Annotated in this window: 20 protein-coding genes; 11 read left to right on the top strand and 9 right to left on the bottom strand. The window is 71.7% G+C overall.

Annotation, left to right across the window (positions count from 1 at the left end; genetic code table 11):
- Nucleotides 1–68: 68 nt before the first annotated feature.
- Both ABT061_RS05570 and ABT061_RS05565 read right to left on the bottom strand, forming a co-directional pair.
- Nucleotides 69–1814 (bottom strand): proline--tRNA ligase, encoded by a 1746-nt coding sequence (locus ABT061_RS05570; protein WP_350913021.1) that lies wholly within the window; start codon nucleotides 1812–1814, stop codon nucleotides 69–71.
- A 77-nt stretch (nucleotides 1815–1891) separates the two neighbouring features.
- Nucleotides 1892–2530, bottom strand: a complete 639-nt coding sequence (locus tag ABT061_RS05565) for a hypothetical protein (RefSeq protein WP_350913019.1) — start codon at nucleotides 2528–2530, stop codon at nucleotides 1892–1894.
- 112 nt (nucleotides 2531–2642) lie between these two features.
- On the opposite strand from ABT061_RS05565, the gene ABT061_RS05560 reads away from it, so the two are divergent.
- The 5 genes from ABT061_RS05560 (at nucleotide 2643) to ABT061_RS05540 (ending at nucleotide 9183) form a co-directional block, all read left to right on the top strand.
- A complete protein-coding gene (locus ABT061_RS05560) occupies nucleotides 2643–3638 on the top strand; it encodes an acyl-CoA dehydrogenase family protein (RefSeq protein WP_350913017.1) in 996 nt (331 codons plus the stop codon).
- Nucleotides 3639–3757: 119 nt separating this feature from the next.
- Nucleotides 3758–4825 carry an LLM class flavin-dependent oxidoreductase gene (locus tag ABT061_RS05555; protein ID WP_350913015.1) on the top strand — a complete coding sequence of 356 codons (1068 nt, stop codon included), beginning with the start codon at nucleotides 3758–3760 and terminating at the stop codon, nucleotides 4823–4825.
- Entirely contained in the window at nucleotides 4822–5970 is a 1149-nt protein-coding gene (locus tag ABT061_RS05550; protein WP_350913013.1) for a class I adenylate-forming enzyme family protein, read from the top strand. The genes ABT061_RS05555 and ABT061_RS05550 overlap by 4 nt, the downstream gene beginning before the upstream one ends.
- Before the next feature lie 21 nt (nucleotides 5971–5991).
- Nucleotides 5992–7581 (top strand): AMP-binding protein, encoded by a 1590-nt coding sequence (locus ABT061_RS05545; RefSeq protein WP_350913011.1) that lies wholly within the window; start codon nucleotides 5992–5994, stop codon nucleotides 7579–7581.
- Between the two features lie 273 nt (nucleotides 7582–7854).
- Nucleotides 7855–9183 carry an FAD-dependent oxidoreductase gene (locus tag ABT061_RS05540; protein ID WP_350913009.1) on the top strand — a complete coding sequence of 443 codons (1329 nt, stop codon included), beginning with the start codon at nucleotides 7855–7857 and terminating at the stop codon, nucleotides 9181–9183.
- Between the two features lie 59 nt (nucleotides 9184–9242).
- Here the strand turns inward: ABT061_RS05540 and ABT061_RS05535 are convergent, their stop codons facing one another.
- Nucleotides 9243–9734: a hypothetical protein gene (locus ABT061_RS05535; protein WP_350913007.1), complete on the bottom strand. Its 492-nt coding sequence runs from the start codon at nucleotides 9732–9734 to the stop codon at nucleotides 9243–9245.
- Nucleotides 9735–9928: 194 nt separating this feature from the next.
- On the opposite strand from ABT061_RS05535, the gene ABT061_RS05530 reads away from it, so the two are divergent.
- Nucleotides 9929–11116, top strand: coding sequence for a DUF6986 family protein (locus tag ABT061_RS05530; RefSeq protein ID WP_350913004.1), 1188 nt, complete (start codon nucleotides 9929–9931; stop codon nucleotides 11114–11116).
- A 63-nt stretch (nucleotides 11117–11179) separates the two neighbouring features.
- Here ABT061_RS05530 and ABT061_RS05525 read toward each other — a convergent pair whose 3' ends face one another.
- From ABT061_RS05525 to ABT061_RS05515, 3 genes are all read right to left on the bottom strand, one after another.
- Nucleotides 11180–11854 carry a copper homeostasis protein CutC gene (locus ABT061_RS05525; RefSeq protein WP_350913002.1) on the bottom strand — a complete coding sequence of 225 codons (675 nt, stop codon included), beginning with the start codon at nucleotides 11852–11854 and terminating at the stop codon, nucleotides 11180–11182.
- Nucleotides 11855–11897: 43 nt separating this feature from the next.
- The gene (locus tag ABT061_RS05520; protein WP_350913000.1) at nucleotides 11898–12503 is read right to left on the bottom strand and encodes a GNAT family N-acetyltransferase; all 606 of its coding nucleotides are present in this window, start codon (nucleotides 12501–12503) and stop codon (nucleotides 11898–11900) included.
- A 332-nt stretch (nucleotides 12504–12835) separates the two neighbouring features.
- Nucleotides 12836–13582, bottom strand: a complete 747-nt coding sequence (locus ABT061_RS05515; RefSeq protein WP_350912998.1) for a GntR family transcriptional regulator — start codon at nucleotides 13580–13582, stop codon at nucleotides 12836–12838.
- Nucleotides 13583–13718: 136 nt separating this feature from the next.
- Here ABT061_RS05515 and ABT061_RS05510 point away from each other — a divergent pair, with 136 nt between their 5' ends.
- A complete protein-coding gene (locus ABT061_RS05510) occupies nucleotides 13719–14072 on the top strand; it encodes a hypothetical protein (protein WP_350912996.1) in 354 nt (117 codons plus the stop codon).
- A gap of 186 nt (nucleotides 14073–14258) precedes the next feature.
- Here ABT061_RS05510 and ABT061_RS05505 read toward each other — a convergent pair whose 3' ends face one another.
- Entirely contained in the window at nucleotides 14259–14645 is a 387-nt protein-coding gene (locus tag ABT061_RS05505) for a Zn-ribbon domain-containing OB-fold protein (RefSeq protein ID WP_350912994.1), read from the bottom strand.
- A gap of 3 nt (nucleotides 14646–14648) precedes the next feature.
- Nucleotides 14649–15806, bottom strand: coding sequence for a thiolase C-terminal domain-containing protein (locus ABT061_RS05500; protein WP_350913427.1), 1158 nt, complete (start codon nucleotides 15804–15806; stop codon nucleotides 14649–14651).
- Between the two features lie 227 nt (nucleotides 15807–16033).
- Here ABT061_RS05500 and ABT061_RS05495 point away from each other — a divergent pair, with 227 nt between their 5' ends.
- The 4 genes from ABT061_RS05495 to ABT061_RS05480 all read left to right on the top strand — a co-directional run bounded on the left by ABT061_RS05495 (nucleotide 16034) and on the right by ABT061_RS05480 (nucleotide 19049).
- On the top strand, nucleotides 16034–16681 hold the full coding sequence (locus tag ABT061_RS05495) for a flavin reductase family protein (protein ID WP_350912992.1): 648 nt from the start codon (nucleotides 16034–16036) through the stop codon (nucleotides 16679–16681).
- Between the two features lie 23 nt (nucleotides 16682–16704).
- Nucleotides 16705–17850, top strand: coding sequence for an acyl-CoA dehydrogenase family protein (locus ABT061_RS05490; RefSeq protein WP_350912990.1), 1146 nt, complete (start codon nucleotides 16705–16707; stop codon nucleotides 17848–17850).
- Nucleotides 17851–17876: 26 nt separating this feature from the next.
- Nucleotides 17877–18656 (top strand): SDR family oxidoreductase, encoded by a 780-nt coding sequence (locus ABT061_RS05485; protein WP_350912987.1) that lies wholly within the window; start codon nucleotides 17877–17879, stop codon nucleotides 18654–18656.
- A 126-nt stretch (nucleotides 18657–18782) separates the two neighbouring features.
- Complete coding sequence (locus ABT061_RS05480) at nucleotides 18783–19049, top strand: hypothetical protein (RefSeq protein WP_350912985.1); 267 nt, start codon at nucleotides 18783–18785, stop codon at nucleotides 19047–19049.
- A gap of 37 nt (nucleotides 19050–19086) precedes the next feature.
- Here the strand turns inward: ABT061_RS05480 and ABT061_RS05475 are convergent, their stop codons facing one another.
- The gene (locus tag ABT061_RS05475) at nucleotides 19087–21654 is read right to left on the bottom strand and encodes a glycosyl hydrolase family 18 protein (RefSeq protein WP_350912983.1); all 2568 of its coding nucleotides are present in this window, start codon (nucleotides 21652–21654) and stop codon (nucleotides 19087–19089) included.
- Nucleotides 21655–21769: the final 115 nt, after the last annotated feature.

Here is a 21769-nt window from a genome sequence, read left to right as displayed (position 1 = left end):
GGCGGGTGGGCCGCTCCTTCACATGTGCGGTGGCGCGGGGCGAGATCGTCGCCTCCCGGCCCGCGGGTTCACTCCTCGCAGGCCGCCACGACGCGGTCGACCGCCTCGGCGAGCGGGATCTCCTCCTTGGCGCCGGTGGCGCGGTCGCGCAGCTCCACGACGCCCTGGGTGAGGCCTCGGCCGACGATCAGGATCGTCGGCATGCCGAGCAGCTCGGCGTCCTTGAACTTCACGCCCGGCGAGACCCCGGAGCGGTCGTCCACCAGGACCCGCAGGCCGCGGCCCTCCAACTCCTCGGCGATCTTCACAGCGGCCTCGATCTGGCCGTCCTTGCCGGTGCCCACGATGTGGACGTCGGCCGGGGCGATCTCGCGGGGCCACAGCAGGCCGAGTTCGTCGTGCCGCTGCTCGGCCAGCACCGCCACGGCGCGGGAGACGCCGACGCCGTAGGAGCCCATGGTGATGCGGATCGGCTTGCCGTCGGGGCCGAGGGCGTCGAGCTTCGCGGCGTCGGCGTACTTTCGGCCGAGCTGGAAGATGTGACCGATCTCGATACCGCGGTCGATGGAGAGGCCCGAGCCGCAGACCGGGCAGGCGTCGCCCGCGCGGACCTCGGCGGCCTCGATGGTGCCGTCGGCGACGAAGTCACGGCCCGCGACGACGTCCGCGGCGTGCTTGCCCGGCTCGTTGGCGCCGGTCACCCAGGCGGTGCCGTCGACCACGCGGGGGTCGACGAGGTAGCGGATGCCGAGATCCCGCAGGACCTGCGGGCCGATGTAGCCGCGGACCAGGCCGGGGTGCCTGGCGAAGTCCTCGGCCTCGAAGATGGCGGGCTCACCGGGGGCCAGGGACGCCTCCAGCCGCCTGAAGTCGACCTCACGGTCTCCGGGAACGCCCACGACCAGGGTCTCGGTCTTGCCGGAGCCCGGGACGGTCACCTTGACCACGATGTTCTTGAGCGTCTGGGCGGCGGTGATGCCCAGGCCGTGGTGCTCGTTGACGTGGTTGACCAGCGACTCGATGGTCGGGGTGTCGGGGGTGTCGAGCACCCGCATGGCGGGCCGCTCGCCGGTGCCCTCGGCGACCGGGGCGGGGGTGACGACGGCCTCCGCGTTGGCCGCGTAGCCACAGTCGTGGCAGGCCACGAAGGTGTCCTCACCGGTGGCCGCGGGGGCGAGGAACTCCTCGGAGGCCGACCCGCCCATCGCGCCGGAGGTGGCGAAACAGATCTTGTAGGTGATGCCGAGCCGGTCGAAGGTCTTGATGTAGGTCTCGCGGTGGCGCTCGTAGGAGTGCTTGAGACCCTCGTCGTCGAGGTCGAAGGAGTAGGAGTCCTTCATGATGAACTCGCGCCCGCGCAGGATGCCGGCCCGGGGCCTGGCCTCGTCGCGATATTTCGTCTGGATCTGGTAGAGGGTCACCGGATAGTCCTTGTAGGAGGAGTACTCCCCCTTGACCATGTCGGTGAACATCTCCTCGTGGGTGGGACCGAGCAGGTAGTCGGCACCCTTGCGGTCCTTGAGGCGGAAGAGCGTGTCCCCGTACTCGGTCCAGCGGCCGGTCGCCTCGTAGTACTCACGGGGCAGGAGCGCGGGGAAGAGCACCTCCTGGCCGCCCATCCGGTTCATCTCCTCGCGCACCACGCGCGTGACGTTCTCCAGGACCGTCTTGCCGAGGGGCAGCCAGGAGTAGACGCCGGGGGCGACGCGGCGGACGTAACCGGCGCGGACGAGCAGCTTGTGGCTCGGGACTTCCGCGTCTGCCGGGTCGTCCCTCAGCGTTCGAAGAAACAGCGACGACATGCGCAGCAGCACGGCTACTCCTAGCTAGCAGGGATCGATGCTCTACAGGCTATCGAGTCCGGCAAGCCGATTGTCGGCCGTCGCCCCTTTCAGAGCCCGGCGAGGAAAACGAAGTAGAAGGCTCCCAGGGCCAGCGCGACCAACGCGGAGCAGGCGCGCTCCCTGCCGCGGGCCAGTGAGACCAGCATCCCCAGCGCGAACACGATCACGACCGCGGCTCCCCACGGCCAGAAGCCGGGGACGTGCCCGGGGCCGGGCATCATCTTGTCGATGCCTCCGAACAGGACCAGCCCGACCGCCCCGCCGGCCGCGAGGGCTCCCCAGCGGTCGGGGCGCTTGGCGAGGTAGGCGAGAACCCCGGTCGTCACGAGATTGACGACCGTGAGGTTCATCGTGGCGCCGTCGTCGCCGAGCCTGGTGAGCCAGTCTCCCGGTTCGAAGAGGGTGGCGGTCAGTATCGAGAGCAGCACCCCGAAGGCGGCGAGCACGCTGGAGAGCACCGCCCAGCCGAAACCGGCCGCGGTCCGCCCCACGACGACGGCGAGGAGGACGTACGCGTACGGGTTGTAGATCGCACCAGGCAGGCCGGGGCCGTAGAGCAGTAGCGCTCCGACGCCACCCAGCAGCATCCCCACGAAGAGCGAGAGGACCATGTGCCGGAGAATGGCGCGATCCCGTCGGTCCCCCGCGACGAAGTCAAGCGTGTAGTTGCTTTCTGCCAAAGCCACCGATCCCCCGATCACATGTACTCGTGGCCATCGGCAGTATATCTGACCTGCACTAATACCCAGAGTGGGGCAAATTTTACGAGGCAAGCGAGCGCTTGGTTATGCTGTTGCCGTGAGTCTTTTCGCGAGCGTTTCCCCAAGCCTTTCCGAGGAGCGGCTGGAGCTCCGTGACGCGGTCCGCTCCTTCCTCGCCCGGTACCCGGACGCCCCCTGGGTCCGGTTCGCCGCCGAGCTGGGCGTGGCCGGCCTGGCGGTCCCCGAGGAGTACGGCGGCGCGGGCTGCGGCATGGCCGAGGCGGCCGTCGTGTGCGAGGAGGTCGGCCGCGCCCTGTCACCCCATCCCTATCTGCAGACCGCGGTGCTGGCCGTGGAGGCGATCAAGGCCACCGGCGACCGGGCGGCCATGGCCAGGTTGCTTCCCGGCATCGCCGAAGGCGCCGTCACCGCGACCGTGCTGCTCCCCGGCGACGCCGAGCTGGTGCTGGACGGCGACCGGCTGACCGGGATCGCCCGGCACGCCCTGGACGGCGAGCTGGTGCTGGCCTACGCGGGCGGCGCGCTCCTTGAGGCCGCCCCCTCCTCCCGCACGCCGCTGCCCACCCTGGACCAGACCCGCCCGCTCACCGCGCTCGCCTTCGACGCCGTCCCCGTCGTCCGGATCGGCTCCGGCACGGCGCACGAGCGGGTCCGCGACCTGGCGGTCGCCGCGCTGGCCGCCGAGCAGGTGGGCGGGGCGGCCCGCTGCCTGGAGACCGCGGTGGCCCACGCGAGACAGCGCCACCAGTTCGGCCGCCCGATCGGCTCCTTCCAGGCGATCAAGCACAAGCTCGCCGACGTGCTCCTGCTGGTCGAGTCGGCCCGCTCGGCCGCCCTGGCCGCCGCGGGCGCCCCGCCGGAGGAGCTTCCCGTCCGGGCCGCCGTCGCGGGCTCCTACTGCACGGAGGCCTACCTGGCCGCCGCGGGCGAGAGCATCCAGGTCCACGGCGGCACCGGCGTCACCTGGGAGCATCCGGCCCATCGCTACTTCAAGCGGGCCACCGCGGACGCCCAGCTCCTCGGCACCCCGCAGGCGCACCGCGCCCGCCTGGCCGCCGCCGCAGGCCTGTAGGGAGAGCGCCTCACGGGTCGGCTTGTTGACGTCCCGGCATGCTGGTAATCTCGCCAAGCGAGCGCTTGGTTAAGTGGAAGGCCTCGGCCGGGGGTCGGATGGACACAACGGAGGCGTGGATGACGTCCCTAAGGATCAGCCTGGGCTACGAGCTGGAGGTCCGCGGACGCTCCCGCGAGGTCGAACAGCAGACGTTCCGCAACGTGATCGACCAGGTGGTCCTCGGAGACCGGCTGGGCTTCGACACCGCGTGGTTCGTCGAGCACCACTTCACCCGGGGCTTCTCCCACTCATCGGCCCCCGACCTCGTGCTGGCCGCCATCTCCCAGCGCACCGAGCGGATCCACCTCGGCCTGGGCGTGGTGCTGCTGCCCTTCCAGTCGCCCATCAGGACCGCCGAACGCGTCGCGACCCTCGACGTCATCTCCGGCGGCCGGGTGGAGTTCGGCACCGGACGGGGCGCGTCCCCGCTGGAGTACCAGGCGTTCCAGAAGCCCTTCGAGAAGTCGCGGCAGATCTGGGAGGACTCGCTGGAGGCCACCCTCGCCATCTGGAACGCCGACGGCGAGCCGATCAGCCGGTCCAACGAGTTCTTCGAGATCCCCGACGTCTCCGTCTACCCTCGACCGGCCCAGGTGCCGCACCCTCCCGTGTGGGTGGCGTCCACCTCCCTGGAGGGCTACCTGGCCGCGGCCAGGCACGGTTACAACCTGCTGGGCATGACGATGCTCAAGGGCCTCGACGACGTCGCCGAGGACATCGCGAGCTACCGGCAGTGCCTGGCCGACAACGGCTTCGACCCCGACAGCCGGCGGATCGCGCTGATGATCCCGTGGTTCGTCGGCGGCACCAGGGAGCGGGCGTTCGAGATCGCCTCCGATCCGGTCCTGTGGTACATCCGGCGCCAGGTCAACCTGGTCACCCCTCCCGACTACTACGACGCCCGGCACGCCACCCACAAGGTCCTGGGCCAGCTCGCGGCCGGCATGCCCCCCGAGGAGGCCATGGCCACGCTCCGCGAGCACCACATGGTCGTGGTGGACGACGTGGAGGGCTCCCGGAAGGCCGCGGCCCGCATCGCCGAGGCCGGGGCCACCGACCTGATCCTGCAGGCACAGGTGGGCGGCCTCGCCCACGAACACGTCTGCGAGTCGATGCGGCTTTTCATGACCGAGGTGATCAATTGACGACGAACCCGGCGGCCGGCGGCGACGGCGCCGCGCCCGCCCCGAACGCGGCGCCCGCCGGAGCCGTCCCGCTCGGTGCGCCCTCCGTATGGCTGACCAGGGACGACCTCGCCACCGGGAGCCGTAGCGCGTCCGGGCTGCTGCTGGTCTCCGCCGACGCCGGCAGCGTGACCCCCGCGGGCGAGCTCGGCGAGCTGACCGCCGCCTACGCCGCCGCGCTGCGGGCGGTGGGCGTGGACGGGCGGGACCGGGTGGTGGCGGCGCTGTCGGGCGACGGCGAGCTGGCGGGCCCGCAGTGGGCGCGCGCCGCCGCCGAGGTCGCGGGGGCGGGTGCCTCCGTCGGCCCCCGGGGCAGGCTCAGGCTGCACCACGCGCTGGAGTCGCTGGGCGCGACCACCCTGGTGATCACGCCGACCGGCGCGATGGACCTGCTGGCCCGGCTACACCTGGAATTCCTGCTGGACCCGCTGGACCTGGGCCTGCGGCACGTCGTGCTGACCGGGGAGATCGCCTCGCGCCGCACGATGTCGCATCTGGCGACGGAGTTCGGGGCACGGGTGACGGAGGTCTACTGCTCGCCGTTCACCGCGACGCCGCTGGGTTGGCGGTCCTCGGAGTCGGCGCCGCTGACCCTGCTCGTACCCGGCTCGGTGGGCCTGGCCCCGCTGGAGAAGGACGAGCTGCAGGCACCGCCGTACGCCTCGGGGCCGGCCGAGCTGGTCGTCGCCGGCGCGCGGGCCGGGGAGGCGGTGCGCACCGGCCAGGTGGTCAGGGTCTCCGGCGGGGAGGCGATCCCCGCCCCCGAGCACACGGTCGGCGACCACGTGCTGGTGCGCGGGGTGTGGGTGTCGCTGAACCGGATCCAGCGGGCGCTCAACAAGATCGACGGAGTCTCCGGCTGGGAGCTGGGCGTCTCGCGGCAGGGCACGCTCGACGCCGCGGTCCTGACCGTGACCTTCAAGCGGGAGAGCCTCGTCGGGAATCCCATGTGGAGGTCGCGCCTCCAGCAGTCGCTCAAGGCGCTCACCCCGGTCACGATCGCCGTCGAGATCTCCGACCGGATCTCGGAGACGGTCTCCCCCGGCGTGGTGAACGACACGCGAGGCCACCACCTGGGCAGGGATCGCACAGCCATCGCCCGCTGATCCACGAAAGGCGCGACCGCTATGGAAGTACCCGGCTGGCGGACGATTCCCCGCATGCTCCGCGCCCTGTCCGGCGATCACCCCTCGGACGTCGTCGTGGACGACGGGACGGTCCGGCTGACCCTCGCCGAGCTGCGCGACCGGGCGGGCGAGGTCGCCAGAGGCCTGATCGCGCTGGGCGTGCTGCCGGGCGACCGGGTCGCCGTCTGGGGCCCGAACGACGCGTACTGGGTGATCACCGCGTTCGGCGTCTGGGACACCGGCGCGGTGCTCGTGCCGCTGTCGTCGCGCTACAAGGGCATCGAGGCCGCCGCGACGCTCCGCTCGACCGGGGCGAGCGTGCTGATCACCGGGCACGGTCACGACGGCGCCGTGCTGGCCGACCTGCTGGCCGAGGCCGCCGGCGAGACGGGCGGCGGCCTGCCCTTCGCCGGCCTGCCGGACCTGCGGCACTCGATCGTGCCCGAGGGGCTGGAGCGGCCCGGCTCTGCGCAGCCCTCGCAGGTGCTCGCCGCCGGTTCCCTCATCGGGCGCGCCGAGGCCGAGGAGCGCGCGCTGGCCGTACGACCTGACGACCTGTGCGAGATCATCTCCACCTCGGGCACCACGGGCACGCCCAAGGGCGTGATGCTCGAACACGACCGGATGCTGCGCGGTTACTGGGACTGGGCGGAGATCGTCACGCTCGGCCCCGGCGACCGCTACCCGGTGATCGCCCCGTTCGCGCACGGCTTCGGGCTCAACGCCGGGCTGCTGGCCTCGGTCATGCGCAGGGCCACGATGATGCCGATCGCCACGTTCGGCCCCGACCTGCTGGCCGGCCTGATCCGCGACGGCGGGATCACGATCCTGGCCGGGCCCCCGACGCTGTTCCACCGGTTGCTCGAGGAGACCGAGATCGGCGAGCACTCGGTGCGCGTGGCGATCTGCGGGGCGGCCTCCGTCCCCTCCGAGCTGGTACGCAGGCTGCTGGAGCGGATCGGCCTGGAACGCATGATCAACGCGTACGGGTTGATGGAGGGCACGGTCGTCTCCATGACCAGGGCCGACGACCCCGTGGAGGTCATCGCGGGCAGCACGGGCCGCCCCGTGCCGGGCATGGAGGTGCGGATCGTCGACGACGACGGCCTGGAGGTGCCGCGCGGCGAGCGCGGCGAGGTCCTCGTCCGCGGGTACGGGGTCATGCGCGGCTACTGGGGCGAGCCGGAAAGAACAGCCGAGGTGATCAGGGACGGCTGGCTGCACACCGGCGACATCGGCGCCCTCGACACCCGCGGCGACCTCGCCATCGTGGACCGTAAGAAGGAGCTGTTCATCGCCGGGGGGTTCAACGTCTCCCCCGCCGAGGTGGAGGGGCTCCTGCTGCGGGAGGGCTCCCTGGCCCAGGCCGCGGTGGTCTCGGTACCCGACGAGCGGATGGGCGAGGTCGGCTGGGCGTTCGTGGTCCCGAGGCCGGGGGCGGCCGTCGAGCCGGAGAAGGTCATCTCCTGGGCCCGCGACAACATGTCCAACTACAAGGTGCCCAGGCGGGTGATCGTGGTCGACGCCCTTCCCGTCACCGGCAACGGGAAGATAGACAAACGCGCCCTGCGCGCGCGGACGACCCCGTAGACAGCGCGCGAGCGACCCCGTGGGCGGGCGCACGAGCACGTCCTCTCACGGGGCACCGGGCACGCCGGGCACACCGTGTTCGCGGGAAATGCAGAGAACCTCCGAGGCACGTGCTCCCACGGAGGACCAGGCCCGCCGGGAACACCGTGTTCGCAGGGAATGTTCGGAAATATTGGAAACGTATCCGCCGGACGCCCCGTGCCGGATGACCGGTTCGATCACAACGGACCGCCGAGACTGGCCCGGCGGGCACCGGTAATAGAGAATCGCGTCATGACAGCCAGCACCCTGGGAGGCGATGTGTCGCTGCGAGTCGCGATCGTGGGGTCGGGGCCCGCCGGGATCTACACGGCCGAGGCCCTGAGGAAACAGGCCACCGTGCCCCTGCGGGTGGACGTGCTGGAGCGGCTGCCGACCCCGTACGGGCTGGTGCGCTACGGGGTCGCCCCCGACCACACCTCGATCAAGTCGATAGCGGGCTACCTGCGCGGCGTGCTGGAGCTTCCGGACGTGCGGTTCCTCGGCGGTGTCGAGTTCGGCAGGGACATCGGCGTCACCGATCTGCTCGACTGCTACGACGCCGTGGTCTACTGCACCGGCGCGATGGTGGACCGGCGGATGGGCATCCCCGGCGAGGACCTGCCGGGCAGCGTGGCCGCCACCGACTTCGTCAACTGGTACTGCGGCCATCCCGACATGCCCGGTGACCGCTTCGTCCTCGACAGCCCCGAGGTCGCGGTGATCGGCGTGGGGAACGTGGCGGTCGACGTGGTGCGCATCCTGGCCAAGACCGCCGACGAGCTGCGCGCCACCGACGTGCCGCAGGAGGTGCTCGACCGGCTGGCCGCCAGCGAGGTGAAGGCCATCCACATGATCGGCCGCCGGGGGCCCGAGCACGCCAAGTTCACCCTGAAGGAGCTCAGGGAGCTGGGCGAGCTGACCAACGCGGACGTGCGGGTGCGGCCCGAGGAGAGCGCCGCGGACGTCTCGACGGCGTCTCGGCAGATCAGGGGCAACGTCGAGGTCCTGCAGAGCTGGGCGGCCCGCGGCCTGACGGGCCGTCCCCGGCGGCTGGACGTGCGGTTCTGGATGCGCCCGGTGGAGATCCTCGGCGAGGGGCGGGTGGAGGCGCTCAAGCTGGAGCGAACCCGGCTGCTGGATGGCCGGGTGGTCGGCACCGGCGAGTTCGAGACCCTCCCGGTCGGCATGGTGCTGCGCTCGGTCGGCTACCAGAGCGTGCCGCTACCCGGCGTTCCCTTCTCCGAGGCCACCATGACCGTGCCGAACGAGGCCGGCCGGGTCCGCGACCGCGAGTACGTGGCGGGCTGGCTCAAGCGCGGCCCCAGCGGTGTGATCGGCACCAACAAGTCCGACGCCGCCGAGACGGTCCGCACCCTCCTCGCCGATCTCGCCGGCCGCGATCCGGTACACCGCACGGACCCGGACGAGCTCCTCGCCTCCCGGGGCATCTCGCCGATCACCTACGAGCACTGGCTGGCCATCGAGGCCGCCGAGGCGGCACTGGCCAGGTCCCTCGACCGGGGCGAGCGGGTGAAACTCCTCGGCATCGCCGCCATGCTCACCGCCTGCGGCCGTCAATGACACGGCCGCGGCCACGCCCGGAGAGCCGGAGGGTGGCCGCGGCCGGGGCGCTGTTCGCGCTACTCGCCGTTCTCGGTGCCGCCCTGGCCCTCCGCCGGGCCCTGCGGGTCGACGCCACCGTCACCGCCGTTGTCACCGTTACCGCCGCCGCTCTGCGGCGCGCAGGAGATCGCGAAGGTCGCCTTCTTGGAGACGACCTTGCGCGGGCTCAGCACCTCGAGCGCCTGCCAGCCCTTCAGGTTGCCGCGGAAGGTGGCGCGATCCTTCAGGATCTTCGTCCCGTTCACCTTGACGGTCTTCACCGCGCTTTTGGAGCCGTCGCCCCTGAGCCAGCGGTAGGCCACCACGGTGGGCGCGCTCACCTTGATCTTCGCCGTGAAGCCGACGGTCACCGGGCACTTACCGGTGTGCTTGGCCGGACCCGCCTTCACCGCCACGGCCACCTTGGGCTTCGCGGGCGCGGCCGCCGCGGCGGCCGGAGCCGCCTGCGTCATCAGCAGTACGGCCAGTAGGGACCCGGCCAGCGCGGAGAGCCCCTTGAGTCTGTTCATGTCATCCCATCGCCGAGTGATCGAACTCCGATGGCAAAGTTTAGCCATGGTGACTTGTGATCCGGTTGGGACCGGCTGAGTCCACTGATCGGCGTGGGGCGACGGTGGCAGGGGGGACCGGCGGCGGAGGGCTGCGGCTAAGGTGCGTTCGAAACGGCACGTCCATATCGGCACGTCCACAGAGGAGCACCAGCATGCGCGTCACGCTCGCCGACCCGTCCGCCCTGATCCCGGGCTTCGAGCGGGTCCACCGCGAGCAGTCGGCGCTGTACCCGTACGGGCCGGCCGGGTGGCAGCCGGTGCACACGGTCTACGTCCCCGCGGACCGCCTCGACGCCGGGACGGTACGGGCGTGGGGTGACGCCGCGCTGGAGCTGATGCGGCGGCACCTGCCGCAGGGCGAGCTGGCCGCGATCCTCGGCGTGGGCGGGGACCTCGCCGGAGCCGTGCACGGCCGGGTGGCCGCCAAGCTCGGCGAGGAGCCCGTCGAGGACCTGCGCGTCGACTTCGAGGACGGGTACGGGTCGCGTCCCGCGGAGGAGGACGGTCACGCCTCCACCGCCGCCGAGGCGATCGCGGCCATGCACGCGGCCGGAACGCTCCCCCGCCGCTGGGGTCTGCGGGTGAAGTCGTTCGCCGACGGCGACCCGGTCCGCTCCCTCAGGACGCTGGACGGCTTTCTCACCGGCGTGGTCGAGCGGGTCGGGCGGCTGCCCGGGGGATTCGTGGTCACCTTCCCGAAGGTGCTGATGAGGGCCTACCTCCACCAGTTCGCCGACTGCCTGCGGGCGCTGGAGGACGGGCTGGGCCTCGACGAGGGCGCGCTCCGGTTCGAGATCCAGGTCGAGGCGCCGCAGACGGTGCTGTTCCTCGACTCCGCTCTGGTCGCCTCCCTGCGGGGCCGGCTGGCCGCGGCGCACTTCGGCGTCTTCGACTACACGGCGAGCTGCGCCCTGCCCCCGCACGAGCAGCGGCTGGACCATCCCGTCTGCGATCACGCCAGGAACGTCATGCAGACGGTCTTCGCCGGGACCGGTGTGGAGTTGTCGGACGGTTCGCTGGCGGCCTCCCCCGCCTCGGATGACAGGCGGGCCGTGCAGGAGCTGTGGCGGCGCCACGCGGAGCTGGTCGGGCACTCCCTGGGCCACGGCTTCTACCAGGGCTGGGACATGCACCCGTCACACCTGGTCAGCCGGTACGCGACGGTCTATGCCTTCCACCTGTCCCGTTACCAGGAGTACGCCGACCGGGTGCGCGCCTGGCAGGAGCGGCGCGAGGCGGGCGGGGGCGTGATGGACGAGCCCGCCACGATCAAGACCATGACCGCCGCCCTGCGCCGCGCCGACCTGGCCCTGGGCCCCGCCCCGGCTCCACCGGCCTGACCTCGATCGCCGGTCCCCCCGGCTCCCGGCGCCCCGGCCGATCACCGCGAGACCTGGCGCGCCTCAGTCGATCAGGGCGCGCCACTGGCGGACCCGGCGCTCGTCGACCGGGTCCGACCAGGACGCCCGCACGGCGCTGCCGACGTGGAAGGCCCGCACGCCGTACTCCAACAGCACCCCGACATGGCTGGGCCTCAACCTGCCCCCGGCCATGATCAGCGGGCCGTCGCCCGCCTCGCACCGGGTCTTGAGCAGCGGCAGCCCGTCCGCCACGCCACCGGGCGCACCCGAGGTGAGCACGGTGGCGAGGTTGGGCAGCAGGCGGACGGCACGCCAGCTCGCCTGGGTGTCGGCCGCGTGATCCACCGCCCGGTGAAAGGTCCAGGGCAGGGGTGCGACCGCGTGGATGAGCGCCTCGGTGGCGGCCAGGTCGACCGCCCCCGCCCGATCGAGGAACCCGAACACGAACCCGGCCGCGCCCGCGTCGGCGAGTGCCCTGGCCTCGCGGCTCAGGGCCTTCAGCGACTCGGGCGTGGCCAGGAACGAGGCCTCGCCACGCAGCATCACCATCTGCGGCAGCGCGCACTCCTTGGAGATCGCCGCGACTGTCTCCGCAGCCGGGGTGAGCCCGTCCACGGCCATGTCGGCGACGACCTCCAGGCGATCGGCGCCACCGGCTTCGGCCGCGACGGCATCACGCACGTCAAGCGTGATCACCTCAAGCAAGGATCCGGTCATGAATGGAGGCTATCGGATGGGTTTGCCCTGGGATCGCCGTGGTTCAGACATGCTCGGGGACGGACGACCCGCGCCGGTCCGAGAAGGACGGCGCGAGGCCGGACGCGTGGGCGCGCAGGCCCCCCGGCCGCTGGAACAGGGCGCCGGAGGCGCGATGCGACAGGTCGACCGTGCGGAGATGCGCGAAACGCTGTCCCCGATAGTAGTCCTGGAGCCGCGAGTTGTCCTTGGAGCAGTCAAGCCTGAGCCATCTTCTCCCCAGGGCCAGGACCCGCAGGCCCGCCCAGTCAAGCAGCGCCTCTCCCAGCCCCCGGCCGGCGTGGGCGCGCGCCACGGCCAGCTTGTGGACGTAGAGCGCCGAGCCGGGGTCGTCTCCCGGAGCCCAGAACTCGGGGTCGGCGTGAGCGTCCAGGGCGAGGGTCGCGGCGGGCCCGTCCTCCCCGTCCAGCAGGTACATGACGCCCTCGTCGATCAGCGGGGTGATGCGCTCGGCGGGGAAGCCGGCGGCGGGCCACTGCCGCACGCCGCGGCGGTTCAGCCACCCGGCGGTCTCGGCGAGGAGCGCGAGCACCCCGTCGAGATCACCGTCCGTGGCCCTGCGCAGCGTGAACGGGCGCACGGTGGTGGGACTGGCGGTGTTCGAGTGCATGGTTCATCCCTTCGTTGCGTTCGGTACGCGAGTTGACACGGAGCGTGGTCGCCTGATGGCGCACGGCACCCATGTCGGGCTAGGCGGATGCCTAGGGGCTGGGGGCGAGCGGCGGGGAGACGCCGGTCGGGGTGAGAGGCGCGGGCGGCGCGAGAGAGCCCGACGGGAGGGCGCCGGGCGGGGGGAGCTCGGGCGAGACGGCCGGGCCCGGGGAAGGCCCGGCCCGGAGTGCGCCGGCCGGAGGGAGAACGGCCGCCCTGCGGGCGCGGCCCGCCGGGCGCCCGCGGCGCGGACGGAGTGAGGGCCGGCCCGTCAGGGCGGTTACCGAGATGTCAACGGCTTTCCAGCTCGTACCTGATCAGGTGCTTGTCCGCGGGCAGTACCGACACCGCCACGCGCACGGGGGTGTCCTCCACGTCGTAACCGACTCGGACGTAGACGACGACCGGCGTGCCGAGCTGGAGCTGGAGCCGCTCGGTCTCCGCGCTGTTGGGCATCCGCGCCCAGATGTCGTCCACCATCCGCACCTGCCGGTGGCCGAGCTCCTCAAGGACCTTGTTGGCCCCGCGCCTGATGTCGCCGGGACGGGTGATCTCGGAGTCGGCGACCAGGGCCAGCGGGAAGTAGGAGTCGTTGGTGTTGTACGGCTGGCCGTCCACGAAGCGCAGCCTGCGGCGGACCACGGCGAGCTCGTCGTCCGCGAGCTCCAGCCTGCTGGCGATCTCCTCGGCCGGGTGCACGATCGAGACCTCGATCTCCTGGCTCGGCGCGCGCCCCTCCTGCGAGACCGCCCAGGCGAAGGCCTCCAGGGTCTCCTCGCCCCGCGGCTGCAGCTCGCGCTGGGGGTGCATGAGCAGCGGACGGCGCTCCCGCACGACGGTGCCCCTGCGGGGGGTGCGGGTGACCAGGCCCTCGTTCACCAGCTCGCCGAGAGCCAGCCGCACGGTGTTCCGGCTCACCTGGTGCACGAGCATGAGCTCCGCCTCGGTCGGCAGCTGATCCCCCGGTCCGAGCGCACCGGAGTAGATGGTCCTCCTCAGATCGGAGGCCACCAGTTGATACAGCGTTGACCGCGCCATTAAGTCCCCTTTGTGCCAACAAAACTAGACGATCTGGTTCTAGCGGGGAACAGCCCCTTGACCCAACCTCCCAAGACCCGCATCATCCAATCGTTGGTACAAATCCATCGAAAGGCCAGCGAGGGGGTGGAGGCCGGTGCTGTCGGTCCGCGTGGATGCGCCGTACCTGCCCTGGCGCGACCCCCGCGAGGCGACGCGTTTACTGCGCTACGCGTTGCACCGCCAGGGGTTCACCCACACCTACCAGAGCAACGGAAGCGGGATGTCCGTGCTCTCGGTGCTGACCGATCTAACCGTTTGGTGCAAGAACGGGCTCTTTGTCTGGAACGAGGACGGCGTTGAGTCCTCGCATCCGGCCGACGACCCGGCTGGGGCGGCCCGCCTCATCTCGCAGCACTACCGGCGGCCCACGCCTGACGACGACCTCGCGGAGGAGGAGGCGGACCACCAGGTCCGCGCCTTCGCCGACACAGACTCCGAGCGCGACTAACCGGCGGAGGACCCCACCCCTCGCCGGGGTCCTCCGCCCATCGCGCCGGAGCGGAACGCGTCCTGGCGGGTCCCCCACGCCCGCCAGGGCGCGCTCCCCATCTCCGGAGCGCGATCGGCGGGAACGGGACCCGCCGGGACGCACCCGTGACGCGGCCCCGACGATGAGCCCCACCGCGAACGCGCCTCAGCCGAGCGGACGCCAGTCGATCAGCGACAGCTCCTCGTCCACCCTCCTGAAGCACGCCCGGACGGGCAGGCCCGCGACCGGCGGCTCCGCACCGCGCCAGTTGCCGTACATGACGCATTCGGGCGCCTCGTCCAGCCGTACCATCACCACCGTGTACGGCTCGCTCACCCCGGCCAGGAAGGGCTGGTGGCTGACGATCCAGCTCTCGACGCGGCCGGCCGGGGCGATGGACTCCCAGTGCCACTCGCGGGTCCTGCAGCGGTGGCAGTAGGCGCGGGCGGGAAAGCGCGGCGTGGCGCAGGAGTCGCACCGCTGGAGCACGAACTCCCCGCCGGCGGTCCGCCTCCACCACTCCGCCGAGTCGCGATCGGCAACCGGACGCACCCCTCACCCCTTCCGCAGGATCAGCGCCGAGGTGGCGGGCAGGATGTAGCCGGGCTGGGCCGTGGAGAGCGCCACCTCGGCCCCTTCCACCTGCCTGTCCCCCGCGTCCCCCCTCAGCTGTGAGACGGCCTCGGCGATGTGGTTGACGCCGTGCACGTACCCCTCCGACAGGAACCCACCGTGCGTGTTCACCGGCAGCTCACCACCCGGCGCGACGGCACCCGAGGCGACGTACGGGCCGCCCTCGCCCTTGGCGCAGAAGCCGTAGTCCTCCAGCTGCACGATCACCGAGTAGGTGAAGCAGTCGTAGATCTCGGCCACGTCGACGTCGGCGGGCCCGATGCCCGCCTGGCGGTACAGGCGCGGGGCCAGTTCGGCCGCGCTGGTCACCGTGGTGTCCGCCCGGCCGCCGGACAGGAAGGAGTCGCCGCCACCCCACGCGGCGGCGGAGATGAGCACCGGCGGCCTGCGCAGGTCGGCGGCCCGCTCGGCGCTCGTGACGACGAGCGCGCAGGCGCCGTCGGTCTCCAGGCAGCAGTCGAGCAGCCGGAACGGCTCGGCGATCCACCGGCTCGCCAGGTAGTCGTCCAGGGTGATCGGGGTGCGCATGAGCGCCCGGGGGTTCTTGGCCGCGTTGGCGCGCTGGACGACCGCCAGCGCGCCGAAGTGCTCGGGACGGGTGCCGTACCTCGACATGTGGGCGCGGGCGAACATCGCGTACTGCTGCGGCGGCGCGAAGTAGCCGTACGGCGCCTGGTACTGGACCTCGGGGCTGACCGGCAACCCCTGGCCGGTCCCGCCCATCCGGAACTCCGAGCGCGCGTTGATCGCCCGGTAGCAGACGACGGTCTCGGCGACGCCCGCCGCGACCGCGAGCGCCGCCTGGCCGACCACCGAGTGGGAGACGCTGCCGCCGCCGAACTGGTCGAGGTACCAGGAGGGCTCGTGGATGCCGAGCGCGGGACCGACCAGGCAGGGCGCGGCGGAGTCGCCGACCCGGTGGGTGGCGATGCCGTCGACGTCGTCGGCGGTCAGGCCCGCGTCGTCCAGGGCCGCCAGCACGGCCTCGCAGGCCAGGGTGAGGGTGCTGACCCCGGAATCCTTGGAGAACCGGGTGTACCCGACGCCCGCCACGGCCGTGCGGTCCCGGAAACCACCCACGTACGAGCCTCCGATCTCAAGCAAGCGCTTGGCCAGAGGCTAGGCCGGGCGAATCGCGGATGTCAACGACGGGCGCGCGCCGCCGACGGCGACCGGGGACTTTTTCCGGCACTCCCCTACAATCCAAGCAAGCGCTTGGTAAGATGGCGCCAGACGGTGGAGGACGCCGTCCGCCGCCGAACCCCCTCGGAGGCCGATCGGGCGCGATTGAGGAGGCGAGTAGCACCATGAGCACTCACGCGGCCCGGCTGCTGGAGACCGCCGACCACCCCCGCGCCACCTTGGCCGGGCGCGGCACCACCGCCAACGGAGTCGCCATGCAGAGTGGCCTTTCGCAGGGCCCGTCCAACGGAGCCGAGAGACCTGAGATCAACGGGGCCACGCACCAGGGCGGCGCCGTGGACGGCCGGTGGTTCCGCTCCGTGCTCGGCCACTTCGCCACCGGCGTGGTGGCCATCACCGCCATCGACCCCGACACCGGCGAGCCGTGCGGCCTGGCGGCCAACTCCTTCACCTCGGTGTCGCTGGACCCGCCGCTGGTGGCCTTCTGCGTGGCCCACAGCAGCACGAGCTGGCCGCGCCTGCGCGCCGCCAGAACCCAGACGATCAACGTGCTCGCCGAGCACCAGCAACCGGTCTGCGCCGCGCTCGCCGGCCGGGGCGGCGACAAGTTCGCCGGGCTCGACTGGACGGTCTCCCCGGGGGGCAACCCGGTGATCGAGGAGAGCCTGGCCTGGATCGACTGCTCGATCGAGGCGGAGCATCCCGCGGGCGACCACGTCATCGTCGTCGCCAGGGTCCACCGGCTCGGCGTCCACGGCGACGGCGGCCCGCTGCTCTTCTTCAGGGGCGGCTACGGCCGTTTCCACGCCTGACGTCCCCACACCGGAGGTATTCCATGACCCTGCGCGAGGAGGCACGCTCCTGGCTGGAGGAGAACCTCACGGGCGAGTTCGCGCACGCCCGGGGACTGGGCGGGCCCGGCCGCGAGCACGAGGGGCACGAGGTCCGGCTCGCCTGGGAGCGGCGGCTGGGCGAGGCCGGGTGGACCTGCCTGGGCTGGCCCAGGGAGTACGGAGGCCGGGACGCCACTCTGGCGGACCAGGTCGCCTTCCACGAGGAGTACGCCCGTGCCGCCGCCCCGGCGAGGGTCGGGCACATCGGCGAGGGACTGATCGGGCCGACCATCCTGGAGCACGGCACCGAGGAGCAGCGGCGGCGCTTCCTGCCGCCCATCCAGCGTGGCGAGGAGCTGTGGTGCCAGGGCTACTCGGAGCCGGAGGCGGGCTCCGACCTGGCAGGCGTCCAGACGCGGGCGCGCCTGGACGACGGCGAGTGGGTCATCACCGGCCAGAAGGTGTGGACCTCGCTGGCCCACGTGGCCGACTGGTGCTTCGTGCTCGCCAGGACCGAGCCCGGCTCGGCACGCCACCGCGGCCTGTCCTACCTGCTGGTCCCGATGGACCAGCCGGGGATCGAGGTACGGCCCATCCTCCAGATGACCGGCACCAGCGAGTTCAACGAGGTCTTCCTCGACGGCGCCCGCACCGCGGCGGGCAACATCCTGGGCGCTCCCGGCGAGGGCTGGCGGATCGCGATGGCCACCCTCGGCTACGAGCGCGGCGCCTCCACCCTGGGCCAGCAGATCGGCTTCCAGCGGGAGTTCGCGGAGGTGGTGGCCACCGCCAGGCGCACCGGGGCCGCCGAGGACCCGGTGCTCCGTGACCGGCTGGTGCGCTCGTGGCTGGAGCTGGACATCATGCGGCTCAACGCGTTGCGCACCATGACCTCACTGTCGGCGGGCGAACCGGGACCCGAGGTGTCGATCGGCAAGCTGTACTGGTCGGAGTGGCACCGGCGGCTGGGCGAGCTGGCCCAGGCCGTCCAGGGGCGCGCGGGTCTGGTCGCCGACGCCCCGCCGTACGACCTCAACGCGCTGCAGCGGCTCTACCTGTTCAGCCGCGCCGACACCATCTATGCCGGGTCCAGCGAGATCCAGCGCAACATCATCGCCGAGCGCACCCTGGGCCTGCCCAAGGGCTGAGACACGACCACCGGAACGGAGCCCGTATGGCGACACCTCCCCCCTACCCCCGCGCCCACGGCCTGCTTGACGGAAAGGTCGTCCTGGTCACGGCGGCGGCCGGGACGGGCATCGGGTACGCCACCGCCAGGCGCTGCGCCGAGGAGGGCGCGACCGTGGTCGTCTCCGACCGGCACGAGCGGCGCCTCGGCGAGGCCGCCGAGGCGCTGGCCGAGCTGAGTGGGGTCAAGCCGCTCGCGGTGCCCTGCGACGTCACCTCCGAGGCCGAGGTGCGCGCCATGTTCGACGCGGTGACCGAGGCGCACGGGCGGGTGGACGTGGTGGTCAACAACGCGGGCCTGGGCGGTACGGCGCGGCTGGTGGAGATGACCGACGAGCAGTGGGACGCCGTCCTGGGGGTGACCCTCACCGGCACGATGCGCTGTACCAGGGCCGCCCTGCGGCTGATGGTCCCCCAGGGTTCCGGAGTGATCGTCAACAACTCCTCGGTGATCGGCTGGCGCGCCCAGGAGGGCCAGTCGCACTACGCGGCCGCCAAGGCCGGGGTGATGGCCCTGACCAGGTGCGCCGCCCTGGAGGCCGCCCCGCACGGCATCCGGGTCAACGCGGTGGCCCCCTCACTGGTCATGCACCCCTTCCTGGCCAAGGTCACCACCGACGAGCTGCTCGCCGAACTGACCTCCCGCGAGGCCTTCGGCCGCTCGGCGGAACCGTGGGAGGTGGCCAACGTGATCGTCTTCCTGGCGAGCGAGTACTCCACGTACATGACCGGCGAGGTCGTCTCGGTCTCCAACCGGCACCCTTAGGGAGGCGCCGGGTCGTACGACGTACGCGGACCTCCGTGAAACGCCGCGACTCCCGCGGAAAGCCGGGGAGCCTCGCGAAGGGCGACAATTGCCCCCGCGCGTTTCGGGATCCTGGGTACCACGCGGGTGTGGCACGACGACGGCGGCGAGGTGGGCGTCGGCGGGCCCGCCCTGCGGGCGCTGCCGGGCCTGCTGCTCGCCCGTGCCGGGGAGGTGGTGGCCGCCGATCTCCTGGTCGACGACTTCCACCGCGCGATGCCCGACAGGTCCGCCGACCTGTACGCGATCGACGCCGTCCACGAGTTCCCCTTCCTCGCCCCGGCAGGCCCGAGCGCTACCAGGGGCGCCCTGCGCCTGGCGGGGGTGATGGGCCGGGACGTCGCCCCGCGGTGAACCGGGGGGCGACGTCCCGGCGAGCCGGGCGGAACGGTTACCGCAGACCCGCGTCCAGGGCGGTGGTCAGGGTGCCGGGGTCACCGGACATCTCCCAGACCATCGCGCCGAGCAGGCCCTTGCTCCGGAGCCACGCGGTCTTCTTCCCGATCGACCAGACGTCGTCGAAGGTCCACCACTGACCGCCGTTGCCGGTGTAGCAGTAGGTCGCCACCGACTGCTCGTCGTGTCTCACCGCGCATCCCGGCACGGAGGCCAGCAGGTTGGCGTACCCGCGAGTGCCCGCCTCGTCCGGGAACTGCCCCGGCGCCGCGCCGGTGGCCGTCTGCCACTCGCCGAACCTCCCGCCGTCGGCGACGCCCTGCCAGCCCCGCCCGTAGTACGCGAGACCAATGGTGATCTTGCGCGGGTTCACCCCCGCCTGGAGATAGACGTCGACCGAGTTCTCGACGCTGAAGTGGAACGGGTACGGGTCCTCGGCGTCGGCGTACAGGTTGCCCTGGTGTCCGGCCCGGTTGGGCTCCCAGGAGTTGTCGCTGCCCGCGCCGTGGAAGTCGTAGCCCTGGACGTTGAAGATGTCCAGGGACCTGGCGACCTCGGGCAGGTCCCAGCCGGCGGCGATCTTCGCCGGGTCGGCGGGGGTGAAGGCGGTGAGCTGGTAGCGCCTGCCGGTCTCCTGGGTCAGCGCGTCGAGCTGCCTGCGGAACTCGGCGATCAGCAGCGTGTTGTTCGCCTTGTCGTTCGGGCCGATGTGGTTGCCTGCGTGCCCCTCCGAGCCCGGCCACTCCCAGTCCAGGTCGATGCCGTCGAAGATCCCGGCGGCGCTGCCGGGGCCGCCCGCGCCGTTGTAGACCGGCAGGTTCCCCTTGATGTACGTGTCGATGCAGGAGCTCACGAACTTCTTGCGCGCCGCGTCGGTGGCCGCCACGTCGGAGAAGTACTTCGAGTACGTCCAGCCGCCGAGCGAGATCAGCACCTTGAGGTTCGGATACTTCGCCTTGAGCTTGCGGAGCTGGTTGTAGTTGCCGCGCAGCTTCTCCCAGCCGGTGTCGGCGACACCGTCCACCGACTGCGCCGCGCTCATCGGCCTGCCGTAGTCGGCGTCCGCGTCGCCGGAGCCGTCGCCCTGGTTCGGGTCCTGCGGGTTCGCGGTGGTGCCCTTGGTGACACCCTGCAGGCACGTCAGGTTCACCGGGTCGATGTTGCCGAAGGCGTAGTTGAGGTGGGTCAGCTTCGCGGCGGCACCGGTGGTGTCGAGGTTGCGCACGAAGTACTGGCGGCCGTAGATGCCCCACTGGACGAAGTAGCCGATCCTGGCGTATCCGCTGCCGATGATGTCGTCGGTGCTCACCTTCAGCGCGGTGCTCGCCGCCGACGTGTTGTCGTACAGGTCGCGGGCCTTCACGGTGAACGTGTACTCGGTGGACGGCGACAGCCCGCTCACCGTGGCGGAGGTGCCGGTCACCGTCGTGGCCAGGGTGGCGCCGGTGTAGACCTCGTACCCGGCGATGCCCTTGTTGTCGGTCGAGGCGTTCCACGCGAGCGAGACGCTGGAGGAGTCCTTGCCGGTGACGCGCAGGTTCGCGGGCACGGTCGGCGGCTGGGTGTCGTCACCGGCGTTGTTGGTGGTCACCTTCAGCGCGGCGCTCGCCGGGGAGAGGGTTCCCTTCCGGTCCCTGGTCTTCACGGTGAACGTGTACTCGGTGTTCGAGGTCAGGCCGGTGACGGTGGTGCTCGTCCCGGTGACCGTCGCGGCGAGGTCGGCGCCCCGGTAGACCTGGTAGCCGGAGATCGGCAGGCTGCCCGGGGTCGCGGCGTCCCAGGCCAGCGAGACGGTTCTGGTGGTCTTGACCGGCGAACGCAGGTTGCCGGGCGCGCCGGGCGGCGTGTCGGCGGCGCCGTCGCACCTGACGTCGTTGATCCTGCAGTTCTCCGGCTCGGCGGACGCGCTGCTGAGCGTGAACGCGGGGCTGTACGGCTCGGTGGTACCGCGTGCCGCCACGGTCGTGTTGTAGTGGGCCGGGCTCAGCGTGACCTGGCGCCCGCTCTGGCTCAGCGACCCGTTCTGCGCGGCGCTCGCGGTGACCCCGGCGGGCAGGTCGAAGGTGATCGACCAGCCGTTGAGCGCGGTGTCGGTGTTGTTGGCGACCACGAATCTGCCCTGGGTGCCACTCCCCGAGTAGGTCGCGGTGACGGGCGCGTCCGGGGGTGGCGGGTCGCCGCTGCCGTCGCAGTTGGCGCCGTTGATCGTGCAGCTCACCGGCTGGGCCGCCGCGCTGAGCGTGAAGGTGGGGCTGTACGGCTCGGTGTTGCCGTTCGCCCGTACCGTGTTGATGTAGAAGGCGGGGGTCAGCTTGACCCGCGTCCCGTTCTGCGTGGTGGTGGCGTTCTGGGCACCGCTGACCGTGATGCCCGCAGGCAGGTCGAAGGTGATCGACCAGCCGGTGACCGGAGTGGTGCCGGGGTTGCTCACCACGAACTTGCCCTGGGTGCCGGTGAGGGTGAAGACCGCGGTGAGCCTGGCGGCGGCCGAGGCGGGGGACGAGAGAGCGGCGAGAGTGGCTGCCATGGCGAGAACCAGCAGCATGGAGGCTAATCGGCGCACGTAAATGCCTTTCCATTTAGGAAAGTTTCCTAATAATTACGCGGATCGTAACTCCGGCGCCGGATGCCTACAAGGCCCAAAACAACGCCTCCCGCCCGGCTCGAACCGTACGGCC

The sequence above is a fragment of the Streptosporangium sp. NPDC002544 genome (assembly GCF_040295965.1).
Taxonomy (GTDB): domain Bacteria; phylum Actinomycetota; class Actinomycetes; order Streptosporangiales; family Streptosporangiaceae; genus Streptosporangium.
The sequence above is the reverse complement of the archived record's forward strand: the minus strand, read 5'-3'. Positions and strand labels throughout refer to the sequence as shown.